This is a genomic window from Actinomycetota bacterium (assembly GCA_019347575.1).
Taxonomy (GTDB): domain Bacteria; phylum Actinomycetota; class Nitriliruptoria; order Nitriliruptorales; family Nitriliruptoraceae; genus JAHWKY01.
This window is the reverse complement of the sequence record JAHWKY010000036.1, coordinates 18,443-42,695: the sequence shown is the minus strand read 5'-3', so window position 1 is coordinate 42,695 and position 24,253 is coordinate 18,443. Positions and strand designations below refer to the sequence as shown.

Here is a 24,253-nt window from a genome sequence, read left to right as displayed (position 1 = left end):
CCCCGACGGTGTGGGCGACCAGCTGTTCGAGCCCTTCTTCCGCGTCCAGCGCACCGCCCCGCGGACCGGGCAGGCATCGACCGGCCTCGGGCTGGCGTTGACGCGCCGGCTGGTCGAGGCACACGGCGGCGAGATCACCTACGACAGCACCCTCGGCGGGGGCACCACCTTCCGGTTCACCCTGCCGATCGCGGAGACCCCATCGCCACGACGCAGGCGACCGGCATCCGCCCGGACCTGAGAGGCGACCGTCGTTCCCTCCCGATCGCGGTCGTTCCTCTCGCAGCGCGCTGTTCGCGTGGGTTACGACGTCCGTCGCAACGGGGCGACTGGCCGCTCGGGTTAGAGGACCACAGCGAGGGGTGGTCGGTCAGCACCCCTGGAACGCCGACCACGGCGGGGGAGCGCCGGCTGCCGGGGGTCGGATCCGACTTCTCGTTCCAGATCGGTGCCTAGGAAGACCTGGCGGACACCGCGTTGGTCACTCGCTGGCCAGGTCACGTCGTTCCACGACGCACGCCGGTTGTGCCGGGCGTTGTAACGCGTGTTCCCACGGAGGCGGCGAGCGCCAGCAGCGCCGCTCGGCATGCCGACCGGAGGAGGGGCCGCATGGCCACGCACCTAATAGGAGAGATGACCGGAACAAGGAATCGATCCGAGCGTATCGTGAGGTCGAGGCCTCGGCTGGTGGCCTCCGCCCTGACGGCGGCGTTGTTCGCGTCGCTCGTCGTAGTAGGGGACCAAGGAGCCCGCGCCGACCACAACACCGACATCCATTCCGACAACATGTCGCTGGTCGCGACGCTCGACACCGGCCACGGCGGTGATCTCGCCTTCTGGGGCGACACCGCGGTGCTCTCCCACGGGTCCGCCGACGGGGACCCGGGGGGCAGGAACGACGGGTTCCAACTGGTGGACATCTCCGATCCGACCAAGCCCACGAACATCGGGGGCGTATTCGAATGCGTGAAGACGGGGGCCGACGTCTCAGTCTGGCGTGACCTCGTGTTCCTGTCGTCGTCGGAGAACGTTCTGACTAGTGACGACTGCCACGGCGAGTCCCTCGGTGACCCCGAAGGCTTCATGGGGCTCCAGATCGTCTCGATCGAGAACCCCGAGGCACCGGAGCGGATCGCCAGCGTCAACACGTGCCCCGATCGGAGGGATCCGACGCGCTGTAGCGACTCGCACACCCACACCCTCGTCCCAGACCTCGAGCACCGTGATCCCGCGACCGGGAAGCGCGACCCTCGGCTCATCGTCTACGTGAACCGGACCAACCAGGCGGTGGTGGAGGTCCCCCTGCGCAACCCGGTCGACGCGCGGGTGATCAACTGGGTCGACTTCGCTCCGCCCTCCTCCGGGTTCGCTGGAGCGTGTCACGACGTCTCGGTGTTCCTCCCTCGGAACCTCGCCGCCTGCGCCGGGGAGAAGTCGACGCAGGTCCAGATCTGGGACATCTCCGATCCGGCTGATCCCTCGCTCGTCTCTGTGACCTCCAATCCCGAGATGGACAACGTCCACGGGTCGACGTTCTCGTGGGACGGGAACATCCTGGTCGTGGCTGACGAGGCTCTCGCCGGTCTCGCCTCATCGGGGCCGTGCCCGGGGCCCGCGACCTCCTCCCCAATCGGCGCCCTCTGGTTCTACGACATCAGCGATCCGGCCGTCCCGGTGCTCAAGAACTTCTACCAGCTCCCCCAGCCCGTCGAGGCGGGCGGCTGCACCGCGCACCAGTTCAACGTCGTCCCCCTGCGCAGCGGCCGGGACGTCCTCGTCGCCGGCTGGTTCCTGGGTGGCACCACGGTGGTCGACTTCACCGATCCCGACAACCCTGAGCAGATCGCCCACTACAGGGCAGAACCCGACGACCCCGAGCGGCGATCCAATCCCTGGTCCTCCTACTGGTACAACGGGTTCGTCTACGCCAACAACACGTTCGATGGCGACTTTACGCCGAAGACCGAGCGCGGCTTCGACGTCTTCGCCGTCGACGATCCGCGGCTCAAGGATCACATCCGGCTGAACCGGTTCAACTTCGGCACCCAGGAATGCCTGCCACCGCCACACGGGGCGGCTCACGGAAACCTGACGACATGCGAGACGGACGATGGCGGCGGCCTTCTCGATGCGGTGAGGGCCCGAGGCGACGAGTCGTAGCTCGTGCCCAACGCCGTCGTCCGGCCCCTAGTCGGGGACGGGGCGGTTAACGGAGGCGCTTGCGCGGAAGCGGCCTCCCGGGGGTGTGTCCAGCGCGCGAACTCATTCGGGTGCGGCTCTCTTGAAGTGACCGGCGGGGATGGCTGGATGGGGTCGCAGCGGCGGTTCCGGGCATTGAGCCACGAGCTCGAGGTCGGGGTGAAGTGCAGGTGGAAGCGGGCGTGCTTGGCCAGCCACGTGGTCACGTCACGGTGCTTGTGGGTGGCGTAGTTGTCGAGGATCAGGTGGACGGCCAGGCTCTTGGGGACCTCGCGGTCGATGGTGCGCAGGAACTTCAGGAACCCCTGGTGGCGGTGGCGCGGCAGGCACTGGCCGATGACCCTGCCGGTACCCGCTTTCGAGGCGATGAGCGCAGATCGCGGGGCGCTTCAAACCCCGGCGTCGCGCGGCCGATCGGCGTCTGATCGAGCGGCGTGTGAGACCCGCAAGATGTCGATCCGGTCCGGCCCAAGACGGTAGAAGACCACGAAGGGGAACCCGCGGACCACGGCACGACGCACATCCTCGTAGCCGGCAACCGGTGGGGCGCTGCGTGGGAACGCCCGCAGTCGGACGAACAGCTCGTCCAGCGACGCCACGAAGCGGCGGCTGAGCCCGGCCTCGGCTTCCTCGTAGTACGCGCGAGTCGCGCGCAGGTCAGCAACGGCCTCGGGCCTGAGGAACAGGTCCACTCACTCGGGCCAGATCTCGGCCCGGACGTCGCTCCACGACCGACCTGCGGCCGGTTCGCGCTCCAGCCCGGCCAGGGCCTCGTCGAGTAGGCGACGCTCCTCCTCGGACGGCTCGTACACCGGCTCGCCGAAGTAGCGGCGCAGCGCGTCCTGGAACACGTCGGACCGCGAACGATGCTCGATGTCCCGGAGTCGCTCGACCATTTCGAACAATTCCTCGGGCAGCGTGACCGCTACCTTCCTGACAGCCATGAGTGCCTCCCACACCGCAGGTATGACAGCATCATACCCGCCCCTCACCACGGTCCGGGGCGGGGCGCATTCGACCGACTACCAGTTGGAACTCACCGTCTGGGACACCGCGGGACGCACGACAACGGTGAGCGTCAGTGAGACCGCTTCGCTTCCGTAGAGGAACCTGGCGAGGCCTCGACCTGTCCCAACGAGGCGGTCGTGGAGTTCTGAGACGAGGCTGAACCGAGTCTTGGAGGGCGCAGCTGGCGGCGTCCGGCCAGGCGATCGGCGACTTGCGCCACGTGTTCACCGACGAGGGCGCGGACTTCCCGGTGGACACCCCGACCGACATCACCCTGACCAGCCTGCCGCTGGCAAGCCGCATCCCCGCGGGCCATAGACTCGTACTCACGGTGGGCTCAGCCGGGTGGAAGACCGAACGCGACCCCTTCCGCCCCCAGCTCACGGTGGACCACCGGTCCCGGCACGATCAGCGCCGTCACCCTCCCGATCGTCTCCGGCAGCCTGGCGACCACCGACTGAGGCTGCCGGGCGGCGATCGGGCGGGCGAGCGCGTGATCGCGACGTCGGTTCACCGCAGTGCTCGGTCACGTGGAACCCGCTAGCCCGATGAGCAGAGCAACGCGCCTACACCCTCGCTGGCGCGACCGCCCAGGGGCCGTACCGTCGCTTGAGGGCGAGGGTGGGCGAGCGGGTGCGTTCCATCGACTCCCGAATCGTTCCCTCCCGCCGCCCTGCCGTTCCAGCTGGTGTTACGCCCACGACGTTGAGCTCGATGAACGGGCTGCGCAAGTCGTTTCGGCGGCGGTGCCTTCCAAGGAGGGAGATCGACATGAGAGCGAGGATCCCGATCGCCGTCGCGACCGCCGCGATCCTGCTGGTGGCTGCCCACGGAGGTCAGCCCTACGACGGGTCGTGGACGATCGAGGATGGGTGCCAGGAGCGGCCCTGCCGGCTGGTCACCGAGGCCGAGAACCACGGCGGGCTCGCGCGCACTGCCGGGGACTTCGAGGGGCACGAGGAGCACCACTGGGGCCAACTGGCGACCATCATAGACTACCGACCCACCTGGGGCCCAAGGCAGGCCGTCCGGGTCACCGCGACTTTCGAGGTGACCGCGGTGGAACTCTCACCGCCGGAGGAAGCGGACGGTGGGAGCGCCGCCGTGAACCTGGTCCTCACCGCCTTCCAGCCCGACCGCGATGGCAGTGGCCCGGTGCGGTCGAGCGTCTCCGAGCAGCTCGCGGGGTTCCACGTCGTGACCGGGCCGGGGCTCCCGCCACTCATCCTCCCCTTGACCAGGGTGGAGAGCAGCCAGGCTCAGCCGGGCACCTACACACTCGAGACGACGCTGGTCCGTGACGACGGAGAGCCGCTCGGGTCGAACAAGGTCCTCGTCGCGGCCGAGGTGGCGGCCTCGGGCTTCGTACAAGGCCCGACGGCCTTCTCCTACGACGTCGTCGCCAAGGTCACCTCGATCAGCGTCGAGCCAGCGTGATGACCGACGTCAGGCAGCTTGCGACGGCCCGCAGGTGGAGACGCGATCGAGCACTTCTCGGCGTGGGCACAGCTTGGGCACAAGATCGGCGGGACCGGGCGCCACGACGCAGTACGCGATGAACTACACCGGTGTGTTATCGCAGGTCAGCGGCACATCGGGCCTTCCGTGACAACCCGCGAAACGACCGCGATGGCCCTGATAAGGTCGAGGTCGATCGTTCAAGTCCATCGTGCCCACCGACACGTCAGTTCCACCCCCCGATGATCGCGCCCATCACGAGCACGTTGAAGCTCATCGCTCGTCCAGGCCGTCGGGTGGCCGCAGCATCCGCCCGCGCTCCGGTCGGAACCAGCAACCTCGTCGGTGACGCGCCCCGCCCTGGCTGGTTAGGCTCAGCCCCCCGACCCGACAACGGGGAGAGCACCGTGACGCACCACGACGATCACGCGGAGGATGCTGTGGCGAAGGACGAGGACGAGAAGAAGGGCGGCAAGAAGGGCAAGCTCGCCCTCCTGCTGGCCGCCGTCGGTGGCGCGCTGTTCTTCTGGAAGAAGAAGCGCGACCAGGAGCTCGACGAAGCGCTCTGGGAGGAGCCGCGCGACGTCTGATCGTCGCTGCCTCCAGCTGAGCCGTGCCCACCGCGGTCGTCACGGGCGCAGCCGGGTTCCTCGGGTCACACGCTGCCGCTGAGCTCGCCCGGCGCGGCTGGACCGTTCGCGGTCTCGACCTCCGCCCTGACGATGAGCGCGCGATCACCGCCGCCGATGTGCGCCGCCCCGGTCCGTGGTGCGACGCGCTCGACGGCGCCGACCTCGTCCTCCACACCGCTGCGATCGTCGCCGAGTCCGGCGACCGGGCGAGGTTCTACGACGTCAACGTCGGAGGGACCCGAACCGTCGTCGAGGCGGCCGCGGAGCGCGGCGTCTCGAGGGTGTTGCACGTGTCGTCCGTCGTGGTGTACGGCACCGATTTCCCCAACGGCGTCAGCGAGGACGCCGCGCTCGTCCCCACCGGCAGCCCCTACACCGACACGAAGATCTCGTCCGAGCACCAAGCCCTCCGCGTCGCCGCCGACACCGGCCTCGACGTCGTCGTCGTCCGCCTCGGCGACGTGTACGGCCCCGGCAGCCAACCGTGGACGGTGCGTCCGCTGCGGCTGATGCGCCGGAACCTGTTCGCCCTCGTCGACGGTGGCAGCGGGATCCTGACGCCGACCTACGTCGACGACGCGGTGCGGGGCGCCCTGGCGGCGGCCGATCACGACGGCCGGCACCGCGTGTTCAACATCACCGGCGGCACCGGCGTGACGACGCGCGAGTTCTTCGGCCACTACGCCGATGCTCTCGGCGTGACGCTCCGCTCAGCGCCGCGCCCCGCCGTCGCGGCGCTCAGCCACCTCATCGCCGGGGTCGCTCGCCTCCGCGGCCGACCCGCGCCGGTGTCACCCGAGGCGCTCGAGTACGTCACCCACCCCGGCACCTACTCCATCGAGCGTGCTCGTCTGCACCTCGGTTGGGAGCCGCAATTCGGCCTGCAGGAGGGTATGGCGCACACGCTGCGATGGGCGCGACAGGAGCGCCTGGTCTAGAGCCCCCACTCACCAGTGCACGCCCTTCAGCAGGTGGGCGAACGCGACCCCCTCGGCGGAGGCCTTCTCCCTCCTCTCCCCCTCCTCGCCCTTGGCGGCGGCCGATTCGGGGAAGATGCGGTATGCCTGGTGCAGCACCTGGTCGACGACCTTCGGCGAGATCGCGTACATGACCTCGCCGAAGTTGCCGAGGCCGGTGGCGACCTTCTTGGGTCGGCCGATCATCGCGTTGCACACCAGCTCGGCGGCCTCCTCCGGAGACAGCGCCGGGAAGTAGTCGTACATCTTGGTTGGGCTGATCATCTTGGTGCGGACCAGCGGCATGTACACGGTCGTGACGTGCACGTTGTTGTCGATGATCTCCGACGCGACGCAGCGGCTGAACGCGTCGAGCGCCGCCTTCGATGCGACGTAGGCGGAGAAGCGGGGCGTGTTGGTTTGCACGCCGATCGACGACACGTTGATGATGTGTCCGCTCTTGTTGTGCATCATCGCGGGTAGCAGCCCGAGGATGAGCTTGACCGCCCCGAAGTAGTTGAGCGTCATCGTGCGCTCGTAGTCGTGGAAGCGGTCGAAGCTGAGGCGCACGCTACGTCGGATCGATCGGCCGGCGTTGTTGACCAGCACGTCAACGGTGTCGTGCTCGGCCAGGACCTCCTTGACCAAGCGGTCGATGTCGTCGAGGTCGCTGAGGTCGCACGGATGCACCGACGCGGTGCCGCCAGCCTCTTCGATCTCCGCCGCGACCGCCTCCAACTTCTCGCGTGTGCGTGACACCAGGAGCACTTGCGCCTGGGCTTCGGCGGCGACCAGCGCGATCTCGCGACCGATGCCGTCGGAGGCCCCGGTGACCATCACGGTCCGCTCGCCGATCGCGCCCTTCAACGACCGGTCCCTGAACAGCTCCGGATCGAGGTTGCGCTCCCAGTAGTCCCACAGCCTGTAGGCGTAGTCCTCCAGCCGAGGAACCTCTATGTCGGTCCCCTCGAGGGCGGCGTCGGTGTTGCGGCGGTCGTAGGTGGTCGGCCAGTTGATGTAGCCCAGCACCTCGTCGGGGATGCCGAGGTCGCCGAGCACGGCCTTGCGCGCGTTCGCGATCGGAGGCAGCGAGCCGATCACGTTGCGGGCGGTCTTGGGGATCAGGTCGATCGCACGCGAGTCGATGCGCATACCGAAGCGGGGCGCGTGGGCGGCGTCCATGAAGATGTTCATGATCTGCCCGACGCGGTAGGGGTTGGGATCGGTGAGGTGGAACGCCGTGCCGTCCCAGTCCGTGTCCTCCAGGTGCGCGATGTGGTCGAGCGCATCCGCGACGAAGTCCACGGGCACGATGTTGACCGGTCGCCCCTCGACGCCGATCAACGGCAGCCACTGCGGGAACATCCGACGCAAACGCTGGATGAGCTTGAAGAAGTAGTAGGGCCCATCGATCTTGTCGGTGACACCGGTGCGGCTGTCGCCCACGACGATGGCGGGGCGGTAGATGCGCCAGGGGACGTCGGCCTCTCGTCGCACGATCCCCTCGGCCTCGTGCTTGGTCGCGAAGTAGGGCTGGTCGAGGCCCTCGGCCTGCTCGAACATGTCCTCGCGCCACTCGCCGCGGTACTCGTTGCCGGCTGCCGCGATCGAGCTGACATGGTGCAGCCGTCCCGCCTCGATCGCGTTGGCGAACCCAACGACGTTGCGGGTCCCGGCGACGTTGGCCTCGCGCTGGGTCTGCTCGTCGGCCTCGATGTCGTAGACGGCCGCGAGGTGGAAGACGTGATCGACCGCGCCACGTAGCACGTCGAGATCCTCGTCCGATACACCGAGGCGGGGCGCGGTGAGGTCACCCACGACCGGTACCACCCGCTCCTCGGTCGTACCCCACTCAGCGAGACGGTCCGCGAGGCGATCCAGCGAGCCCTCACGGACGAGCACCCGGATGGTTCCGTCCCGCGCCAGGAGCCTGCGCACGAGTTGGTTGCCGATGAAGCCCGTCGCGCCGGTCACGAAGTAGGTCACGCTCACCCTCCCGTTCGCCACGCGGAACCCTAGGTGAGCGACCTGGCCGAGGGGGCCGTTCCGCGGGGGTTGCGGCCGTTCGGCGTACAGCCGTCTAGCTCCAACGGACCACGCCGCGTGACCCGGTCGGGCCATGTCCGTTCTGGCTCAGAAGTCCGATGGTGTCACTAGTCAGGTGGGAGGTGAGGGCCATGCCGGCCCGACACGACGTCGCTGATGGTGCGCGCGGCTTGGCCACGCGCTACCTCGAACGCGTCGTGGGGGTCACCGCGGACGCCGTGGCGGTCATCGGTCCCGATGGCGTGATCCTGCTCTGGAACACCGGCATGCAGGAGCTGACCGGCTTCACCGCTGAGGCGGTCGTGGGCCATGCGTGGTTCATGGCGCTACGGCTGCGGGACGCGGCGGGGCGCGAGCTGCCCGTGGCGATCGGGAACCCGATCGCCGATGCGCTCCGCACGCCGCGGGACACGACGACGCAGCGGCTCTCGCTCCTGCACGTCGATGGCACGTGGTTGGACATCGCGATGCGGACCGCGACGGTTGCCGACGAGCAGGGCACCGTCGGGGTCGTGCTCGTCGTCGAGGAGCTCGGCGGGCTCGACGATGAGCAGCAGGCACGCGCCGACTTCATCGCGACCGCGGCCCACGAGCTGCGCACCCCCATGACACCCCTGAAGGCGCTGCTGCTCACGATGGAGCGGGCAGCCGACCGCATGACGCCCGACCGTATCCGCGAGTTCGCCGATCTGATGCTCGTCTCGTTGAAGCGACTCGAGGCGCTCGTCAGCGACCTCATCGACGCCGCGACGGTGGACGATCCGACGTGGGCGGCGACGGCACAGCCCGTCGATGTCGTCGAGGTGGTCACCGGGGCGATCGAGGATCTGCCCGACGAGGACCGCGAGCGGGTCACGACCCAACTCCCCGAAGCGGCGAGCGTCCTGGCGACCGATCGCGCCGTGGCGCGGATCGTCCGGGGCCTGCTGGACAACGCGCTGCGTCACACGGACGGGGCGGTGACCGTGACCGCGGAGGTGCACGGCGGCGAGGTGACGATCGCCGTCGAGGACGAAGGGCCCGGCATCCCGCCATCCGAGCATGCCCACATCTTCGAACGCTTCGTGCGGCTCGGCGACGTCATGACCCGGCCGACCCAGGGTGCGGGGCTCGGCCTGACGATCGTGCGTGGGTTCGCCGAGCGTTACGGCGGCCGCGTCGTGGTGTGCAGCGATGTCGACCGCGGCTCCACGTTCGCGGTCGACCTGCCCGCGGCTACGACACCGTGACGGTGCGTGTGTCGGTGTCGCAGTTGGCGGCGAAGCACGCGGTCACGTCGAGCCGGTACGCACCGGGCGCGATCGCCCCGGCATCGAGACCGCCGCTGATGCTGCTGTCGTCGGCCACGGTCAGCGTGCCGGCCTTGACCAGCTCGCCGTCGGCGTCGACCAACGAGACCGACGCCGTCCGCTCGGGGATGGTGTAGGCGACCTCCTGCGCGATCGTGTCGCGGGTGTTGCCGATGTCGGCAACCGCCTGGATCGCGGCGTACGTGCCGTTCTCGACCGCGGTGAGGACCGCGCCGGGACGGATCGCCGCAGCGTTGTCGAGATCGAGGGGCAGGAAGAAGCGCACGACGTTGGCGTCGAAGTCGAACTCCCCATCCACCCAGGCCACGTGACCGCAGTTGCTGGCGGGCGACACGGGTCCCACCGTGACGTTGCCGCAGTTGCCGCGGATACGGAAGCTCGGGACGGTCGAGCCGGCGTACGAGGCGACGTTGCCGGCGATAGTCTCGGGCTCGCCGTCGCCGAGGTTGGCCGCTGAGACCACATCGCTGGTCTTGGCCTGGAACGCCCAACCGCCGCTGAGGCCGATCTCGACCTGCCAGTAGTACCGGATGAGTTCGGGCGGGGGCAGTTGATCGAGCGCCGTCGCGTGCCACTCGAGGGTGACGACCGGCTCGTCACCGTCCGACGCGTACGCGACCAGTTGGGTGAGGTCCAGACCGAGGCCCGCGGTGTGCCCGGTCCCGTTCGGTGGGGCGTCCCCGGTGGCGTCGGTCCCGAGCACGACCGGCGCCTGCCCGCCGTAGTCGACGGTGCCGGTGATCTCCCACGCTGCGGGTCCTGTGGGGTTCACCTCCGCCGTCGTGATCGTGGTCGGTGTGGGGCCCTCCTCCCCGTGCTCCGATGCCGGGATGGCGGCGATCGCGGTGCCTGCCAGTGCGAGCGCGACGAGGATGGTCAGCTTCGAGCGCATGTGCGGTTCCCCTCCGTAGCTACCTCTCCTTCGACGACTTCGACGCCGGACAGGCCATCCCCTGCGCGCTTCCCACGCCATCCTCCCTGTCCGAGCGGCCATCGGCGCGACGGAACGAGCTGCGTACCGTCACGCCCATGGGCGCCATCAGTGAACGGCGTGAGGTCCGTGTCCAGGAGGACGGCAAGGACTTCGTCTTCGTCGCCGATCCCGACCGCGGCCGTCTGACGCTGCGACAGGAGACACCGGACGGGGACGAGGACGTGTGCCGCATCACCGTCGAGGACGCCGACGAGCTGACGGCCTTCCTCGAGGGCCTGGCTCGAGTGCTCGGGGCGCGGGCGCAAGCCGGCGCGGCGGCGCCGGTTCCGTCCACGCCGTCCTCCGCTGGGCAAGGTCGGCGGCCGCGACTGCGTGCCGTGGACGACACGGGCGACCGCGACGAGGTCGTGGAACGGGCCCGCGAACGCAACGCGAACGCCTTCCGCTCGTGGACGCGGGACGAGGAGCGTCAGCTCGTCACGGCGTTCGAGGACGGGGCGTCGCTCGCGGACCTCGCCCGCGAGCATGGCCGCTCGCAACGTGCGATCGAGATGCGACTGCAGAAGCTGGGTGCCCTGCCCAGCAGCTGACGATCGCCACCTCGCGACTCTCGCCCGCGCGATCACCCTCGTGGTCACTCGGTGTATGCACTTCGGTGCCGTATCGCACCGGAACGCGTACATCGACGGGGCGGGCACTGGCGTGGTGGACCCGATCGGATTCGAACCGACCACTCCTGCTTACAAAGGGGTTCACCCCCGTCGCGGCGGGTGTCACCGAGTGCTGCGATGTGCCTCTGACCTGCCGCGACGCGAAGGCCAACACCAGCATTGCGAGCCCGACGACGTGTGCCGCGGAACCGGTTGACGGAAGCGAGGTGGCGGGGGGCTCGGAGACAACGTCGCTGGGTCGTCCGTCGTCGAGGGGACCCGATGGGGCGCCGCCGAACGTCGCCACCCAAAGGCCACCCGGACCGGCGGTCTCCTTCGCATACGCGACGCGATGGCCGTCCGGTGAGGAGACGGCGCCGATGCCGTCGGCGAAACGACGGGTGTGCTGGCCCGTGCCGTCGAGTTGGAGCGCCCACAGGCCGTCGTCTCGTTCGTTGAGCGCGAAGGTGTCGTCGGGGAAGAAGAGGTGAGCTTCTTCGTGCGCCGGGTTGTTGGAGTGGTTCGTGAGCGCGCCGGTGGCGAGGTCGAGCTCGAGGACCTCGCCGTCGCCCTGATTCTCGGTGCCGATCAGCCTCGCGTAGATGAGCATGGCTTCGCGTCCAACGAAGAAGTCCATGACCTCGATCCACGCCATGACCGGCGGGTCCGCAACCGACTCCGGGAACGTCGTGAACACCTGCTGCCGGTTGATGAGCTGCGCGTGCTGGCCCTCGTGGACGAGGTCGCCGAGCCAGATCTGCCAGTCGGGTGTCACCGCTCCTGCGGGTACGACCCAGGAGATCCGGGACGTCGACGGGTCAATAGCGACTTCCTCGAACGAGTGCACACCGAGCGGCTGGAGCGGCCCCTCCAGCGATGCGGGCAGCCAATAGAGCTCGCACCGGAACAGGCCCGATACGTCGTCGGTGCCCAGGCCGAGCTGGTGCTCCCTTCCGGCGATCGCGCAGTTGAAGTGCTCGGGGATGGACGTGTCGGCCGGGCTGGTCGGGTACAGCGGCGTGGCGGGTGCCTGGAAGAGGAAGCTGCCGTCGGGGAGGTAGTAGACACGCAGCACGGACCCGTTCTCGAGGTGGCAGGTCAGGCACCGGACCTCACCCGTGGCCAGGTCGAGCTCGTACGCGAGGCCAGCACCGAAGTGGTGTTGCAGGCCGAGGAAGGCCAGCTTCGTGCCGTCCGGTGACCACGCGGGCCGATGCCCCCAGTCGAGGACCTTCGTCTCCACCACGGGCGCCGTGAGGTAGTCCACGTCCTCGGAACCGTGCGCCATGGACATCGGGCCGACCAGGCCCATGCCGGCCGTCACGACCCCGAGCAAGACGAGTCGACGACACCGAACGGCTACGCGCGAGAGCCTGGTGATCACGGGTCGATGGGTGCCCGCGAGGAGCGCCGGCGTCGGGACGTCGCGAGCAGCCCGGCCAGACCGAGAACGAGCAGCGCCGGGATCGCCGGCGTCGAGCCGGTTGCCGCCAACTCGCCCACCGCGTCGTCCTCGTCCACCGGGGGCGGCGCGGAGTCCGGCCCTTCCGGCTCCGGCTCCGGCAGATCGTCGAAGGCCACCAGGTCCATGATCAGGATGCCGTCGCTCTCGCCTTCCTCACCCTCGACCTTGAGCCCGAAGGCCATGCGCGTCCCGTCGGGCGAGATGACCGGTTGGTTCGCCCCGAAGCCCTCGTAGTGGTCGAAGGTCGTCATCCGCTCGAACGCTCCGGAGCCGTCGAGGGGAAGTCGCCAGATGTCGACCATGCCGGGGAACAGGGTGATGGTCAGGTCCCGCTCGACCATGACGTACGCGCCGCCCGGGTCGGTGCCCTCGGCCTCCTCGTAGTAGGGCGAGTCGAACGCGTAGTCGGTGATCTCACCCGTATCGAGGTCGATGCCCATCGCCTGGCCGCCCTTGTGGAAGTAGGCGGTGAAGATCAGCTCGTCGTCCGGATCGGGGTCGCCGTCGTCGAGGGGTCGGAAGTCCTGCGCCTCGACCGCCGGCGTGTCGGGCGAGACGTCGGTCTTGTCCAGCACGACGGCGACGTCGACCAGGCTCGGCGTCCCGTCGGCGTCGTAGACGACCGTGCCGGTCAACACCTGCGACTCGCCGATCAGGGCCTCGACGAAGACCTCGGGAACGGCGGTGAAGTCGATGGTCGATCGGTTCCAGGCGATCCTCGTCGACGTGGGATCCTTGGAGACCGCGATGCCTTCCCAGCATGGTTCGCCCAGGGGGACCGGTGCGCGTGTCCCCAGCGGACGCTGCACGACGAACAGCTGCCCGTTGAAGCGGTCCGATTCGGGCTCGCCCGGGCTCCGTTCAGTGAGAGCACAGAGCACCAGGTCGCCGTTGCTGAGGTGGTGGGCCCGGATCACCCCGGCGGGCAGCAGCGAGCCGGTCAGGTTCCGCGTCGTCCCAGCCGCCAAGTCGTGCTCCCAGACATCGCCGATCGGAGCATCGAGCAGGATGAGGCGTTCGCCGTCCGGCGACCAATCGGGACGCATCGCCTTGCCGTCGTCCGGCAGCTGGATGTCGAGCAGGCGGATGTGGTCTGGCAGGTCGTCGACCGGCGAACCGTCCTTCGTGCCCTTGTCCGGGTCCAGGCTCACCGGATTCTCCTGTGCCGATGTCGGCAACGCCGACACCGGTGCGAAGAGCATCACGGCCAACATCAGGAGGAGCCGACGAACCACGCCGTCCCCCCACGCGACGCGGCGCGCTCGACCCCCATCGGGCATCCGGCTTCCCTGGGACAAGGTCCGACCCCTCAGTGCATCCGCCTGTCGAGCCGGCGACGCTACAAGCGGCCCTTGCGCTACGCAAGTAGACACTTGCACGACCGCGCAGCTACTGACCGGTGACGAGATCCACCAGCGTGCTGATCAGTTCCTGCTCGCGAAGTCCGCCCGGTGGCCCGCCGAAGAACTCGACCGCAAGGTGGTAGCCGGTCAACGCAGACATGATCGTCGTCGTGAGAGCTCCGGGATCGCGCCGTGGGATGTCGCCAGCGTCCATCCACGCCGCCAACCGCTGCGAACGCACCGACAGGTTCCGTTCCACGAGCAAGTCGCCCAGATGTTGCTGGGAAGGACCCAGATGCTCGCGCTCTCGCCGAACGAGGTCGATCAACGGATGCAGACGACGCAGGTTGTCGAGGCGTCGCTGGAACTCGATCGCCAGCGCGACGCGCACATCGCCTCCCGTCTCCACGGGCTCCGGACCGAGCTCGCGTGCCGCATCGACCCGCTCCACCTCCCGATCCACAACTGTCCGCAGGACGGCCTCCTTCGATGAGAAGTGTCGATACAGGCTGCCACTGCCGGCAGCCAGTGAGGCATCAGCCTCGATCTGCGCGACTGTCGTGCCCGCGAACCCCTGCCGGACGAACAGTTCCCATGCGGCATCCAGGATGCGCTCACGAGTCGGGGTCTTCGTGCTGAGCGTCATCGACGCGCCACCCACCCCTCTACCGAGTGTTGCTCCACCGTGACCACGTCCAGCTCACGCGTTCGACCGTCCTGGCCGACTGACCGTACTCGGACAGCACGGCGACCGCTCGATCCACCGATCCCCGATCGACCCTCATCGTCGCCCAATCGCGTGACCACGCTCAGCAAGTCCCGGAGTCGGTTCGCGAGGTGATGGGGGAAGTACCCCGGCGTACCCCGGCGAGCTGCCCCTAGGTGGACCCGATCGGATTCGAACCGACGACTTCCTGCTTGCAAAGCAGGCGCTCTGCCAACTGAGCTACGGGCCCTTCAGGAGACCCAGAGCGTAACGGGCGTCACGCGGGGCGCCGCCGCGGGGATCGTCGTCGCGGCCAGCGTCGGCTCGGCGGAGGCTCCGGCGGGATGCGGTGCCGGTTCCTCTCGACGACCGCGTCGAGCCAGTCATCGATCTCGCCGGGGCCGGTGAAGATGCGCTCGGACCGAGTGAAGTCGCCATCCCACCACAGGGTCATGACCCGCTCCTCGGGCTCGAGAGCGGTGAGGAAACGCGTCGGGAACTGTGCGGTCGGGCGTCCGTGCAGGACGTGCGGCTTGAGCACGAAGACGAGCCCGCCCCGACCGTCCTCCTCGACCAGCCACCGATGGTGCGACCACCCGACCCAGGGCCCGTGCACGCCGTAGGTCTGCTCCTCGAGGCGCGATGGCGTCTCGATGTACCCCGCACGCGCCACCCTCGTCAGCTCGGAGCAGACCCAGAGCGGATCGCGCACGTCCTCCAGCGTGTGCGAGCACACGGCGAAGTCGAACTGCTGATCCTCGAACGGCCACGGGTCGCGGTGGCAGATGTCGCGCTGGATCCAGCTGTCGGCGCTGAAGCGTTCCGACCGGCGCTCGCCGTCCCAGCCGTACATGCCTCGGGTCTCGAACGGCAGGAGATCGATCACCCAGTCGGCGCGGGAGAACGGACGTGCCCAACCGCCGACGTCGAGGACCCGGTCGTCGTCGCCGGCGATGTGGAGGATGCGGTCGACGTTCGAAGCGAGCACGTCGTCAGAAGCGGCGTTCCAGCCGGCGCAGGAACTCGGCGCGGTCCTTCTCCGAATCCCGCTGACGGCTGCGTGCCTCCCACGACATGCTGAGCAGCTCATCGACGGTCGCGACGAGCTCGTCGGGCATGAAGGGCTTTGTGACGTACGCGTCCGCGCCCCGCTGGAAGCCCTCGATGTGGTCGCTCTCGGAGGTCTTCGCCGTGAGCATGACCACCGGTACCTTGGCGTGGCGGGAGTGGGTACGGATCGCGGTCAGCACGTCGAACCCATCAACCACCGGCATCATCACGTCGAGGACCGCGGCGTCGAAGCGCGTCTCTTCGAGCAGCGCGATGGCCTGCCCCCCGTCGGCCGCGACGATCGTCTCGTACTCGTCGAAGGCCATCTCGATCAGGGCACGGATGTTGGCGTCGTCCTCAGCGATGAGCACCCGCGGCACCACGTCACCTCCCGGCACCCGGAAGCCTAACCACCCGGCCCCGCCGGAGGGCCTCTGCATCGAGACCGCGTCCACGCGCCCGTAGGATGAGGCCACATCTCGGACCGGACGGAAGCCATGCGCCGACTCGGACAACTCTGGCAGGCCTTCAAGGCCACGGCCGACGCCGACTCACGGTTCCTCCCCCTCTTCGTCGCGGCGGCCCTGCTCGGCTTCGCGATCCCCTTCGTCGTCGGCATCCTCCTCGACGCGCTGATCATCGGCATCGTGCTCGGTGTCCTCGGCCTCGTCGTCGGGGGACTGTCGGTGTTCGGCCGCCGCGCCACCGCAGCTCAGATCGCCGCCATCGAGGGGCAACCGGGAGCGGCGGCCGCGGTGATGCACGCCATGCGCGGACAGTGGTTCGTCACGCCTGCCGTCGCCGTGGCCGGGAAGGCCGTGATGGTGCACCGAGCGGTCGGGCGTCCCGGCATCGTGCTGGTCGCCGAGGGGCGCGGGAAGCAAGCGGCGGCGCTGCTGCAGAAGGAGCGCAAGCGGATGCAGCGCGTCTCCGGGGACGCGCCGGTGCGCACGTTCGTCGTCGGTGAGGGTGATGGCGACAACGTCGTCGAGCTCGGCAAGCTCACGCTCACGCTGGCGAAGCTCCCCCGCTCACTGAAGAAGGGCGAGGTCCCCGAGCTCGCGCGCAAGCTCGACGCGCTCGGGGGAGACCGCATCCCGATCCCGAAGGGGCCGATCCCCGGGGTCAGCCGCAAGAGGATGCGCTGAGGCGCGCGAGCACGGAGCGTGGAGACGACGGCTCCCCGCCGATCACGACGTGGTGACCGGATGGCCGAGGAGCGGGCGGCACCGAGGGCCTCTGAGGGCGCACCCTGGGGGAGACATCGATCGAGGAGCGCGCGATGCTCGGCTTCGTCCTCTACCTCATCATCGTCGGTGCCATCGCTGGGTACCTGGCACGGCTGCTCGTCCCCGGCCCGGACCCGATGGGGTTCTGGCAGACCGTCCTGCTGGGCATCGTGGGCTCGTTCGTCGGTGGGTTCCTCGCCGCGCTGATCTTCGCCGGTGAGCTCGCCTTCACCGCTTCGGGGTTCATCGGCTCGGTCGTCGGAGCCGTCGTCGCGCTGCTCGTCTACCGCGCCGCCGGGGGACGTGGTCGCACGGGACGAGGGCCCCGGTCCTACGAGCGCGTCCGCTGATCGCTCCTGACCATCGCGCCGGGAAGGGCAGATCGGGCCGCTAGGCTCGCGCGGAACGAAACGCCGGGGGAGCCCCCACGCCGGGCTGAGAGTGCGCCGCGGACGCAGACCCCACACCTGATCCGGGTCATGCCGGCGGAGGGAGCGCGTCGTGATCGCGACCAGCATCGGTGTCCTCGTCCTGCTCGCGACCCTCGCGCTGTTCGCGTGGGTGGGCTTCACGACGGACCGGGGCGACGAGGACCTCGAGGAGTACCTCGTCGCGCGCAACAGCCAGTCATCGTGGCCGCTCGCCCTGACCTTCTTCGCGTCGGGACTCGGCGCCTGGATCCTGTTCGCCCCGCCCGAGATCGGCGCGCGCGCGGGCGTCGATGCCGTGGTCGGCTACGCCGTGGCAGCCGCCGCCCCGATCCTGGCGTTCGGGCTGCTCGGCCCGCGGCTGCGGCGCCTCGTCCCGGCCGGCCACAGCCTCACTGAGTTCGTCCGGCTCCGCTTCGGTCGCGCCTTCCACACCTACGTCGTGGGGATCTCGATCCTGTACATGTGGGTGTTCGTCACCGCCGAACTCGGGGCCATCGGCGGCGTCACCGCGATCCTGGCCGGCCTCGACGCGCGGGTCACGATCGTCGCCGTCGCGGCGGTCACGCTCGCGTACACCGCCTACGGGGGTCTGCGTGCGTCGCTGCGCACGGACCGCTGGCAGGGCTGGCTCGTCCTCGCCCTGGTCGCGATCGCCGTCGTCGCCATCGTCGCCGGTTTCGGTGATCTGGGCGGGACCCTCGACCGCTCCGGCGGGGCGGGTGTCGACGCGGCCGGCGTCGAGGCCGCCGTCACTCTCGTCATCGCGGTGACCGCGGCGAACCTGTTCCACCAGGGCTACTGGCAGCGGGTGTGGGCGGCGCGTGACGACCGCGATCTGCGGCGGGGCACGCTCATCGGCGCGGGGCTGACCATCCCGGTGGTGCTGGTGGTCGGACTGCTCGGCACGTTCGCGGTCGGAGCGGGCGTGTCCGACCCGACGGCCACGGCGATCGTGCCCTTCTTCGCCCTCGTGGGCGGCGTCGCGACCTGGGTCGCGGTCGTCGTGCTCGTCCTGGGGATCGCGCTCGTCGCCTCGTCGGTGGACACGCTCGAGAACGCGCTGGCCTCCCTGGTGGTGGCCGAGCGTCCGAGCCTGTCGCTGCGCGATGCCCGCATCGTCACGGCGGTCCTGCTGGTTCCCGCCGCTGCGGTCGCATTCCAGGGTGTGTCGGTGCTCCGGTTGTTCCTGGTCGCGGACCTCCTGGCGGCGGCGACCGTCGTCCCGGCGCTGCTCAGCCTGTGGCGCCGCGCCACCGCCCCGGCGGTCCTCGCGGGCGGGATCGGGGGGCTCGTCGGGGCGGTCGTGGCCGCCGCGATCGGTGGCGGTGCGGTGTCGATCTGGGACACGGTGACGTTCGCGGCGGTCGTACCAACGTTGCCCCCGTTCCTCGGCGCCATCGCGGGGTCGACCTTGGTCGCCGTGGGGCTCTCGCTCGCCAGCGGCGGCGACTCAGAGCTCGAGGAGCTCAACGCCCGCATCCCCCTCCTGGCCGAACGCGGATGACGGCGCGCCGGCGACCGACGCAGCTACCGTCGCGGGACCGTGGATGCCCACACGACCGAGCACCCCAACCGCGACGCGCTCGATGCGCTGTTCCGGCGCGATGCGCTGCTGCGCGCGCTCGGCGGGACGCTGGAGGACTGGGGCGGCGGGTGGGCGCGCGTGCGGTGGACACCGGGTGACGAGCACCGCAACTTCGCGGGGTCGGTGCACGGCGGGGCGCTCTTCGCACTGGGTGACGCCGCCCTCGCGGTCGCGTCCAACTCGTGGGGCCGCCAAGCGGTCGCGCTGACGGTCGAGGTGCAGTACCTCGCGCCGGTCGGTCCCGACACCGAGCTCGTCGCCGAGGCCCGCGAGCGCTCCCGGACGCGCCGGACGGCCGCCTACCTCATCGAGGTACGTGCCGACGAAGCCGAGCTGGTCGCCAGCCTTCAGGCGATGGGCCACCGCACGTCGGGCTGGCACCTCGGCGAGGCCGCGTGGCCCGACGAGTGGCGCGCCGCGCACTGATCCGCCCGGTTGGACCGCCTCATCCCGACCGCCGAGTCCCCCGAACCGACTACGGAACGTAGTCAATTTGGCTCAAGTCCTCACGCTCCGTAGTCGATACAGGGAGAGCGTGGTTGCACCAGCGCGGGTCTCGGAGGGCTCGCGACGGGATAGGAGGTGGAGGACATGGAGGTCATCACGGAGCTGTGGTGGACGCTGACGACGGACTACCCCGCCGCTGGCGTCAGCCTCGGGATCCTCCTGGGCCTGCTGGTACTGGTCTGGGGGATCCGGGTGTCGGCCCACTAGGGCGAGCACCGAGGTCCGGCGCCGCCTGCGGGCGGCGCCGGACCGCTCGGTACGCTGAACGCACCTCTCCCCGACCTCCCAGGAGACCCCAGATGCGCGAAGCCGTCATCGTCGGCGCGGTCCGTACCCCCGTCGGCAAGGGCAAGCCCGGCGGGAAGCTCTCCGGCTGGCACCCCGTCGATCTGCTCGCCGAGACGCTCCGTGGACTGGTCGAGCGCACCGGTGTCGACCCCGCACACATCGAGGACGTCATCGCCGGTTGCGTCAGCCAGGTCGGCGAGCAGGGGCTCAACGTCGGCCGCAACGCCGTCCTCGCCGCAGGCTTCCCCGAATCCGTACCCGCCACCTCGATCGACCGGCAGTGCGGCTCGTCGCAGCAGGCGGCTCACTTCGCCGCGCAGGGCGTCATCGCCGGCGCGTACGACATCGCCGTCGCGTGCGGTGTCGAGGTGATGAGCCGCGTGCCGATGGGGTCCTCCGCGGCCGGAGGGTGGCCGTTCACGGAGCAGATCACGAAGCGCTACGAGGGCGGGCTGGTGCCGCAGGGCATCAGCGCAGAGCTGATCGCCGCCAAGTGGGGCCAGACCCGCGAACAGCTCGACGAGCTGTCGGCCGAGTCGCACCGCCGCGCCATCGAGGCGACCGAGCAGGGCCGCTTCAACGACGAGATCCTGCCGGTCAAGGCGACCATGGAGGACGGTTCGGTCGAGGAGGTCACGACCGACGAGGGGCTGCGTCCCGGCACCACCGTCGAGAGCCTGGGCAACTTGCGCCCCGCGTTCCAGACCGACGAGTACCGCGAGCGCTTCCCCCAGATCGACTGGGTCGTCCACGCCGGCAACTCCAGCCAGATCAGCGACGGCGCCGCGGCGCTGCTGATCGTCGAGCGCAGCAAGGCCGAGGAGCTCGGTCTGGAGCCCCTCGCCCGCTTCCACACCTTCGCCGTGGCCGGAGACGACCCCATCTACATGCTCACGGGCGTCATCCCCGCGACGCGACAGGTGCTCGAACGCAGCGGGCTGGGCATCGACGACATCGACGTGTTCGAGGTCAACGAGGCGTTCGCGCCCGTCCCGCTCGCGTGGGCGGAGGAGCTCGGTGCGGACCTCGAGAAGGTGAACGTCAACGGCGGCGCCATCGCGCTCGGCCACCCGCTCGGCGCGAGCGGCGCGCGGCTCATGACGACGCTCGTGCACGCGATGCAGCAGCGCGGTGCGCGCTACGCGCTGCAGACGATGTGCGAGGGTGGCGGGATGGCCAACGCGACCATCCTCGAGAACCTCGCCAGCTGATCGATCGGTCGGAGCGGACCCGTGGCGGCGATCCTCGTCGCGGTCGTGGCCATCGCCGCAGCCGCCTTCGTCGCCGTCGTGTGGGGCTGGAAGTTCGTCCTCGCCCCGCTGATCGGAGCGTTGGTCTGGGCCTGGGGCACGGCGACGCTGCGGTCGTTCCGACGCGGGGCGCACGGCGTCGACGTCGCGGACGACGAGCAGCCTCCGCCCACCGCGGCAGGACCGACCCTTTACTGGTGCGAGGAGTGCGGCGCGGAGTTACTGGTCGTCGCCGCCGGCTCGGGGCTGCCCCCGCGTCACTGCGGGGCGCGCATGCACGCCCGCACCGAGGTCGACCCCGGATAGTCGATCACAGCGCCCGGGGTCCCCCCGCCACCCGAGCGGCCGAGACCGCGCTCTCGGCCGTGGGTGGACCGCGAAGGCTGTATCGACGACGCGGATGCGGCGTCGCCAGTTACAGCTCGCCGGTGTCGGACAGCTTCTCGGCGCGCTCCTGGACCTGCTTGAAGTCGTTGCGGCCTCCGGGGCGGTCGGGCACGAGCGCGTCGGTGCGCGAGAAGCCCCACCCCTGCAGCTTCACCGCCACCCGTGACCACCGCCGGGCGAGTTCGCCGCCGCACGCGGGACACGGTCCGGGATCGTCCACCCGCTCGTAGGGCAGGATCCGGTCCGTGCTCTGTCCACAACCCTCGCAGCGGTACTCGTAGACCGGCACGTCGCGTCCTTCCCGTAGTGCGGTCACCTCGTCACGCAGCGAACGCCAGGGTGCTTCAGTCAACCAGCCGTGGGACGGGTCCACAGGCTGTGGAGAGGTTCCGTGGAAAGCGGCGGCGCGGTCGCCCCCTCCTGTCCACAGCTGTGGACAGGGCTGGGGAAGAACGACACGGGTGGAAGTCCACCGTTGTCAGCGCCACTGGGTGAGGAAGCCGAAGCCGATCGCGAGCAGCACGAACCCCAGCACCAGCGGGAAGTTCTGCCCGAGGATCGGGCCCGAGATCGCCGTGAAGTACCCCGCGAGGATGATCAGCACGCCCAGTCCGAGCAGCACGCTGCCGGTGATCGGTACCCACGCTGGGCTCGGCGTGGGGTTGCGGGGCGGGCCCGCCGCCTTGCCGGGGCGTGGCCGCTGCTTGCCCTTGCGTCGGTGCCTGCTCTCGGGCATGGGCGGTCCCTCCGAGGTGCGCGCGCCTGGCGACCGATGGTAGTGGCTCACCTCGGCGGTCCCCGAGTGGGCTGGAACGCGCCCTCCGGCTGCGTCGTTACCCTCCCGACGGCGAAGGGACGTGCGTGCTGCGGGCGATACGTGTCCTCGGCTGGTCGCTCATCGGCCTCGGGGTGCTCATCCTGCTCTACCTCGTGTACCTGCTGTTCTTCACGAACCTGCAGACCCAGCGGGCCCAGGCCGAGCTGCTCGAGCAGTTCGAACTCGAGTACGGGCCCCTTGAGGAGGCACTGCCCGGCGAGGAGCCGGTCGCGCAGGGACCGCGGGAGCCGGTCGACCCCGGCGACGCCTACGCGGCGATGTGGTTCGAACGCCCCGGCTCCGACGAGCCGCTGGTGCACGCCGATCCGCTGTTCCTCGTCGAGGGCGTCAGCCTCCCGGTGCTCCGCAACGGTCCCGGTCACTACCCCGAGAGCGCCGGGCCGGGCGAGATCGGCAACTTCGCCGTGGCCGGGCACCGGACGACGTACGGGGCGCCCTTCTACCATCTCGACGACGTCGTGGCGGGCGACGAGATCCACGTGGTCGACCGGGAGCGGCGCGAGTGGGTCTACGTCGTCCGCGAGACCCGGATCGTTTCGCCCGGGGATGTGTGGGTGGTCGGACCGGACCCGCTCGGGGCCGGTGGTGACACGGCCCTGCTCACCCTCACCACGTGCCACCCGAGGTTCAGCGCGCGTCAGCGGCTCGTCGTGTTCGCGGAGCTCGCCACGCCGGTAGCGTGAGCAGAGACGGGAGGGACCACCGTGGTGGACGACACCTCTGACGGGGTCGACGCGCGCGCTGCCGAGGGAGCGATACGCGGTGCCGCGGCGCGCTCGACCGGGCGGCGGGTCGCACGGGTGCTGGTCATCGGCCTCGTCGTGCTCGTGGTTCTCGTGGTGCTCTTCACGGTCGTGTTCCCGTGGGTGGAGACCCTCACCGACGACCCGACGCTGGGTCGCTGAGTCCGCGGGTCACGCCTGGCGGTCGACCACGAAGCGCGCGAGATGCTCGAGCGCGAGCCGCGTGTCATCGGGCACGCCCAGCTTCCGCAGCGCCTCGAGCGCCGCGGCCCGTAGTTGGTCCGCGATCGTGACGGTGGCCTCGACGCCGCCCGACTCCCGCATGAGGATCCGGAGCTCATCGGCCTCGTCGGCGGTCAGTCCGGGGTGACCGAGCAGCTCGCCGAAGCGCCGCGCGTCGTCCCCGGACAGGCGAGCCGAGGTCTCGGTCACGAGGAGCGTGCGCTTGCCCTCGCGCAGGTCGGAGTCGCGGGACTTGCCCGTGGCGTCGGCGGCGCCGAACACCCCGAGCACGTCATCGCGGATCTGGAACGCCTGTCCGAGCGGCTCGCCGAAACGGAACAGACCTTCGACAAGTCGGTCATCTCCGTCTGCGAGCACCGCCCCGAGCTGCAGCGGTCGCGCGATCGTGTAGCGGCCGGACTTCAGCGCGGCGACCCGCAGCGCGAGCGCGCCGTCGCCGTGACCGTCGTGTGCGGCGACGACGTCGAGGTACTGGCCGGCCATCACCTCTTCACGCATGGTGGTGAACAGTTGCAACGCGGCGAGAAGCGTGTCCGACGTGACGCCCGCGTCGAGGAACAGCTCGTCGGCGAGGACGAACGCGAGGTCGCCGAGGAGCACCGCGGCGGCGGTGCCGAACGTCCGGGGATCGCCTCGCCAGCCGCGTCGACCGTGGTCCGCGGCGAAGCGGTGGTGGATGCTCGGCCGGCCGCGACGCGTGTCGGCCTCGTCGATCAGGTCGTCGTGGATCAGCGCACAGGTGTGCAACAGCTCCAGCGCCAGCGCCGGGCCCGTCACCCGCTCGTCGTCGCCGCCGGCGGCGCGGTGACCCAGGAGCAGGCAGATCGGCCGCACCCGCTTGCCGCCGCCGAGCACGAACGCTCCCAGCTCGTCAGCTGCATCCTGGAGCGCCGGGTGCAGCGAGACCAGCCGCGGTAGCGCCCGCTCGAGGAAGGCGGCCAGCCCGGCATCGACCGCGTCGCGAAGGTCGCCCAGCGGTTCCGTGGTCACATCTC

28 protein-coding genes, 1 tRNA gene, 1 pseudogene and 1 riboswitch are annotated in these 24,253 nt (G+C 69.9%); of the genes and pseudogenes, 15 read left to right on the top strand and 15 right to left on the bottom strand.

Annotated elements, in window-relative coordinates; genetic code table 11:
• Together KY469_18900 and KY469_18895 are read left to right on the top strand one after the other, a co-directional pair.
• On the top strand, window positions 1–241 hold a 241-nt coding region (locus KY469_18900), incomplete at its 5' end, for an ATP-binding protein (protein MBW3665167.1).
• Between the two features lie 446 nt (window positions 242–687).
• Window positions 688–2,160, top strand: a complete 1,473-nt coding sequence (locus KY469_18895; protein ID MBW3665166.1) for a hypothetical protein — start codon at window positions 688–690, stop codon at window positions 2,158–2,160.
• Window positions 2,161–2,333: 173 nt separating this feature from the next.
• On the opposite strand, the pseudogene KY469_18890 reads toward KY469_18895, so the two are convergent.
• The 4 genes and pseudogenes from KY469_18890 to KY469_18875 form a co-directional block, all read right to left on the bottom strand.
• Window positions 2,334–2,549, bottom strand: a pseudogene (locus tag KY469_18890) (transposase).
• A 39-nt stretch (window positions 2,550–2,588) separates the two neighbouring features.
• Window positions 2,589–2,891, bottom strand: coding sequence for a type II toxin-antitoxin system RelE/ParE family toxin (locus KY469_18885; protein ID MBW3665165.1), 303 nt, complete (start codon window positions 2,889–2,891; stop codon window positions 2,589–2,591).
• Window positions 2,892–3,143 (bottom strand): ribbon-helix-helix protein, CopG family, encoded by a 252-nt coding sequence (locus KY469_18880; protein ID MBW3665164.1) that lies wholly within the window; start codon window positions 3,141–3,143, stop codon window positions 2,892–2,894.
• A 401-nt stretch (window positions 3,144–3,544) separates the two neighbouring features.
• Complete coding sequence (locus KY469_18875; GenBank protein ID MBW3665163.1) at window positions 3,545–3,721, bottom strand: hypothetical protein; 177 nt, start codon at window positions 3,719–3,721, stop codon at window positions 3,545–3,547.
• Window positions 3,722–3,978: 257 nt separating this feature from the next.
• Here KY469_18875 and KY469_18870 point away from each other — a divergent pair, with 257 nt between their 5' ends.
• From KY469_18870 to KY469_18860, 3 genes are all read left to right on the top strand, one after another.
• Complete coding sequence (locus KY469_18870; protein MBW3665162.1) at window positions 3,979–4,644, top strand: hypothetical protein; 666 nt, start codon at window positions 3,979–3,981, stop codon at window positions 4,642–4,644.
• A 428-nt stretch (window positions 4,645–5,072) separates the two neighbouring features.
• Window positions 5,073–5,255 (top strand): DLW-39 family protein, encoded by a 183-nt coding sequence (locus KY469_18865; protein ID MBW3665161.1) that lies wholly within the window; start codon window positions 5,073–5,075, stop codon window positions 5,253–5,255.
• Window positions 5,256–5,278: 23 nt separating this feature from the next.
• On the top strand, window positions 5,279–6,235 hold the full coding sequence (locus KY469_18860) for an NAD-dependent epimerase/dehydratase family protein (GenBank protein ID MBW3665160.1): 957 nt from the start codon (window positions 5,279–5,281) through the stop codon (window positions 6,233–6,235).
• Between the two features lie 9 nt (window positions 6,236–6,244).
• Here the strand turns inward: KY469_18860 and KY469_18855 are convergent, their stop codons facing one another.
• Window positions 6,245–8,239, bottom strand: coding sequence for an SDR family oxidoreductase (locus KY469_18855; GenBank protein MBW3665159.1), 1,995 nt, complete (start codon window positions 8,237–8,239; stop codon window positions 6,245–6,247).
• Between the two features lie 191 nt (window positions 8,240–8,430).
• Between KY469_18855 and KY469_18850 the strand changes: the two genes are divergently transcribed.
• Entirely contained in the window at window positions 8,431–9,528 is a 1,098-nt protein-coding gene (locus KY469_18850) for a PAS domain-containing sensor histidine kinase (protein ID MBW3665158.1), read from the top strand.
• Here KY469_18850 and KY469_18845 read toward each other — a convergent pair.
• The gene (locus KY469_18845; protein ID MBW3665157.1) at window positions 9,515–10,501 is read right to left on the bottom strand and encodes a hypothetical protein; all 987 of its coding nucleotides are present in this window, start codon (window positions 10,499–10,501) and stop codon (window positions 9,515–9,517) included. The genes KY469_18850 and KY469_18845 overlap by 14 nt on opposite strands.
• Before the next feature lie 137 nt (window positions 10,502–10,638).
• Between KY469_18845 and KY469_18840 the strand changes: the two genes are divergently transcribed.
• Window positions 10,639–11,133, top strand: coding sequence for a hypothetical protein (locus KY469_18840; GenBank protein MBW3665156.1), 495 nt, complete (start codon window positions 10,639–10,641; stop codon window positions 11,131–11,133).
• Here KY469_18840 and KY469_18835 read toward each other — a convergent pair.
• The 6 genes from KY469_18835 to KY469_18810 form a co-directional block, all read right to left on the bottom strand.
• On the bottom strand, window positions 11,021–12,529 hold the full coding sequence (locus KY469_18835) for a hypothetical protein (GenBank protein MBW3665155.1): 1,509 nt from the start codon (window positions 12,527–12,529) through the stop codon (window positions 11,021–11,023). The genes KY469_18840 and KY469_18835 overlap by 113 nt on opposite strands.
• Window positions 12,530–12,573: 44 nt before the next feature.
• Window positions 12,574–13,809 (bottom strand): hypothetical protein, encoded by a 1,236-nt coding sequence (locus KY469_18830; protein MBW3665154.1) that lies wholly within the window; start codon window positions 13,807–13,809, stop codon window positions 12,574–12,576.
• Between the two features lie 238 nt (window positions 13,810–14,047).
• Window positions 14,048–14,647, bottom strand: a complete 600-nt coding sequence (locus KY469_18825) for a TetR/AcrR family transcriptional regulator (protein MBW3665153.1) — start codon at window positions 14,645–14,647, stop codon at window positions 14,048–14,050.
• 237 nt (window positions 14,648–14,884) lie between these two features.
• Window positions 14,885–14,957 (bottom strand) — tRNA-Ala (locus KY469_18820).
• A gap of 27 nt (window positions 14,958–14,984) precedes the next feature.
• Window positions 14,985–15,695, bottom strand: a complete 711-nt coding sequence (locus KY469_18815) for a class I SAM-dependent methyltransferase (protein MBW3665152.1) — start codon at window positions 15,693–15,695, stop codon at window positions 14,985–14,987.
• 4 nt (window positions 15,696–15,699) lie between these two features.
• Window positions 15,700–16,137, bottom strand: a complete 438-nt coding sequence (locus KY469_18810; GenBank protein ID MBW3665151.1) for a response regulator — start codon at window positions 16,135–16,137, stop codon at window positions 15,700–15,702.
• A 117-nt stretch (window positions 16,138–16,254) separates the two neighbouring features.
• Here KY469_18810 and KY469_18805 point away from each other — a divergent pair, with 117 nt between their 5' ends.
• The 6 genes from KY469_18805 to KY469_18780 all read left to right on the top strand — a co-directional run bounded on the left by KY469_18805 (window position 16,255) and on the right by KY469_18780 (window position 21,353).
• A complete protein-coding gene (locus tag KY469_18805) occupies window positions 16,255–16,905 on the top strand; it encodes a DUF4191 domain-containing protein (GenBank protein ID MBW3665150.1) in 651 nt (216 codons plus the stop codon).
• Window positions 16,906–17,039: 134 nt separating this feature from the next.
• Window positions 17,040–17,336, top strand: coding sequence for a GlsB/YeaQ/YmgE family stress response membrane protein (locus KY469_18800; GenBank protein ID MBW3665149.1), 297 nt, complete (start codon window positions 17,040–17,042; stop codon window positions 17,334–17,336).
• Between the two features lie 55 nt (window positions 17,337–17,391).
• A riboswitch (TPP riboswitch) is annotated at window positions 17,392–17,498 on the top strand.
• 4 nt (window positions 17,499–17,502) lie between these two features.
• Window positions 17,503–18,921, top strand: coding sequence for a sodium:solute symporter (locus KY469_18795; protein ID MBW3665148.1), 1,419 nt, complete (start codon window positions 17,503–17,505; stop codon window positions 18,919–18,921).
• Window positions 18,922–18,960: 39 nt separating this feature from the next.
• Window positions 18,961–19,428, top strand: coding sequence for a PaaI family thioesterase (locus KY469_18790; GenBank protein MBW3665147.1), 468 nt, complete (start codon window positions 18,961–18,963; stop codon window positions 19,426–19,428).
• 380 nt (window positions 19,429–19,808) lie between these two features.
• On the top strand, window positions 19,809–21,008 hold the full coding sequence (locus tag KY469_18785) for a thiolase family protein (GenBank protein ID MBW3665146.1): 1,200 nt from the start codon (window positions 19,809–19,811) through the stop codon (window positions 21,006–21,008).
• A 21-nt stretch (window positions 21,009–21,029) separates the two neighbouring features.
• Window positions 21,030–21,353, top strand: a complete 324-nt coding sequence (locus tag KY469_18780) for a hypothetical protein (GenBank protein MBW3665145.1) — start codon at window positions 21,030–21,032, stop codon at window positions 21,351–21,353.
• Window positions 21,354–21,462: 109 nt separating this feature from the next.
• Here KY469_18780 and KY469_18775 read toward each other — a convergent pair whose 3' ends face one another.
• Both KY469_18775 and KY469_18770 read right to left on the bottom strand, forming a co-directional pair.
• Window positions 21,463–21,723, bottom strand: coding sequence for a hypothetical protein (locus tag KY469_18775; protein MBW3665144.1), 261 nt, complete (start codon window positions 21,721–21,723; stop codon window positions 21,463–21,465).
• Between the two features lie 189 nt (window positions 21,724–21,912).
• Window positions 21,913–22,170: a cell division protein CrgA gene (locus KY469_18770; GenBank protein ID MBW3665143.1), complete on the bottom strand. Its 258-nt coding sequence runs from the start codon at window positions 22,168–22,170 to the stop codon at window positions 21,913–21,915.
• Window positions 22,171–22,295: 125 nt separating this feature from the next.
• On the opposite strand from KY469_18770, the gene KY469_18765 reads away from it, so the two are divergent.
• Together KY469_18765 and KY469_18760 are read left to right on the top strand one after the other, a co-directional pair.
• Complete coding sequence (locus KY469_18765) at window positions 22,296–22,955, top strand: class E sortase (protein MBW3665142.1); 660 nt, start codon at window positions 22,296–22,298, stop codon at window positions 22,953–22,955.
• 21 nt (window positions 22,956–22,976) lie between these two features.
• Window positions 22,977–23,177 (top strand): hypothetical protein, encoded by a 201-nt coding sequence (locus KY469_18760; GenBank protein MBW3665141.1) that lies wholly within the window; start codon window positions 22,977–22,979, stop codon window positions 23,175–23,177.
• Between the two features lie 9 nt (window positions 23,178–23,186).
• Here the strand turns inward: KY469_18760 and KY469_18755 are convergent, their stop codons facing one another.
• Entirely contained in the window at window positions 23,187–24,248 is a 1,062-nt protein-coding gene (locus KY469_18755; protein ID MBW3665140.1) for a polyprenyl synthetase family protein, read from the bottom strand.
• Window positions 24,249–24,253 lie beyond the last annotated feature (5 nt).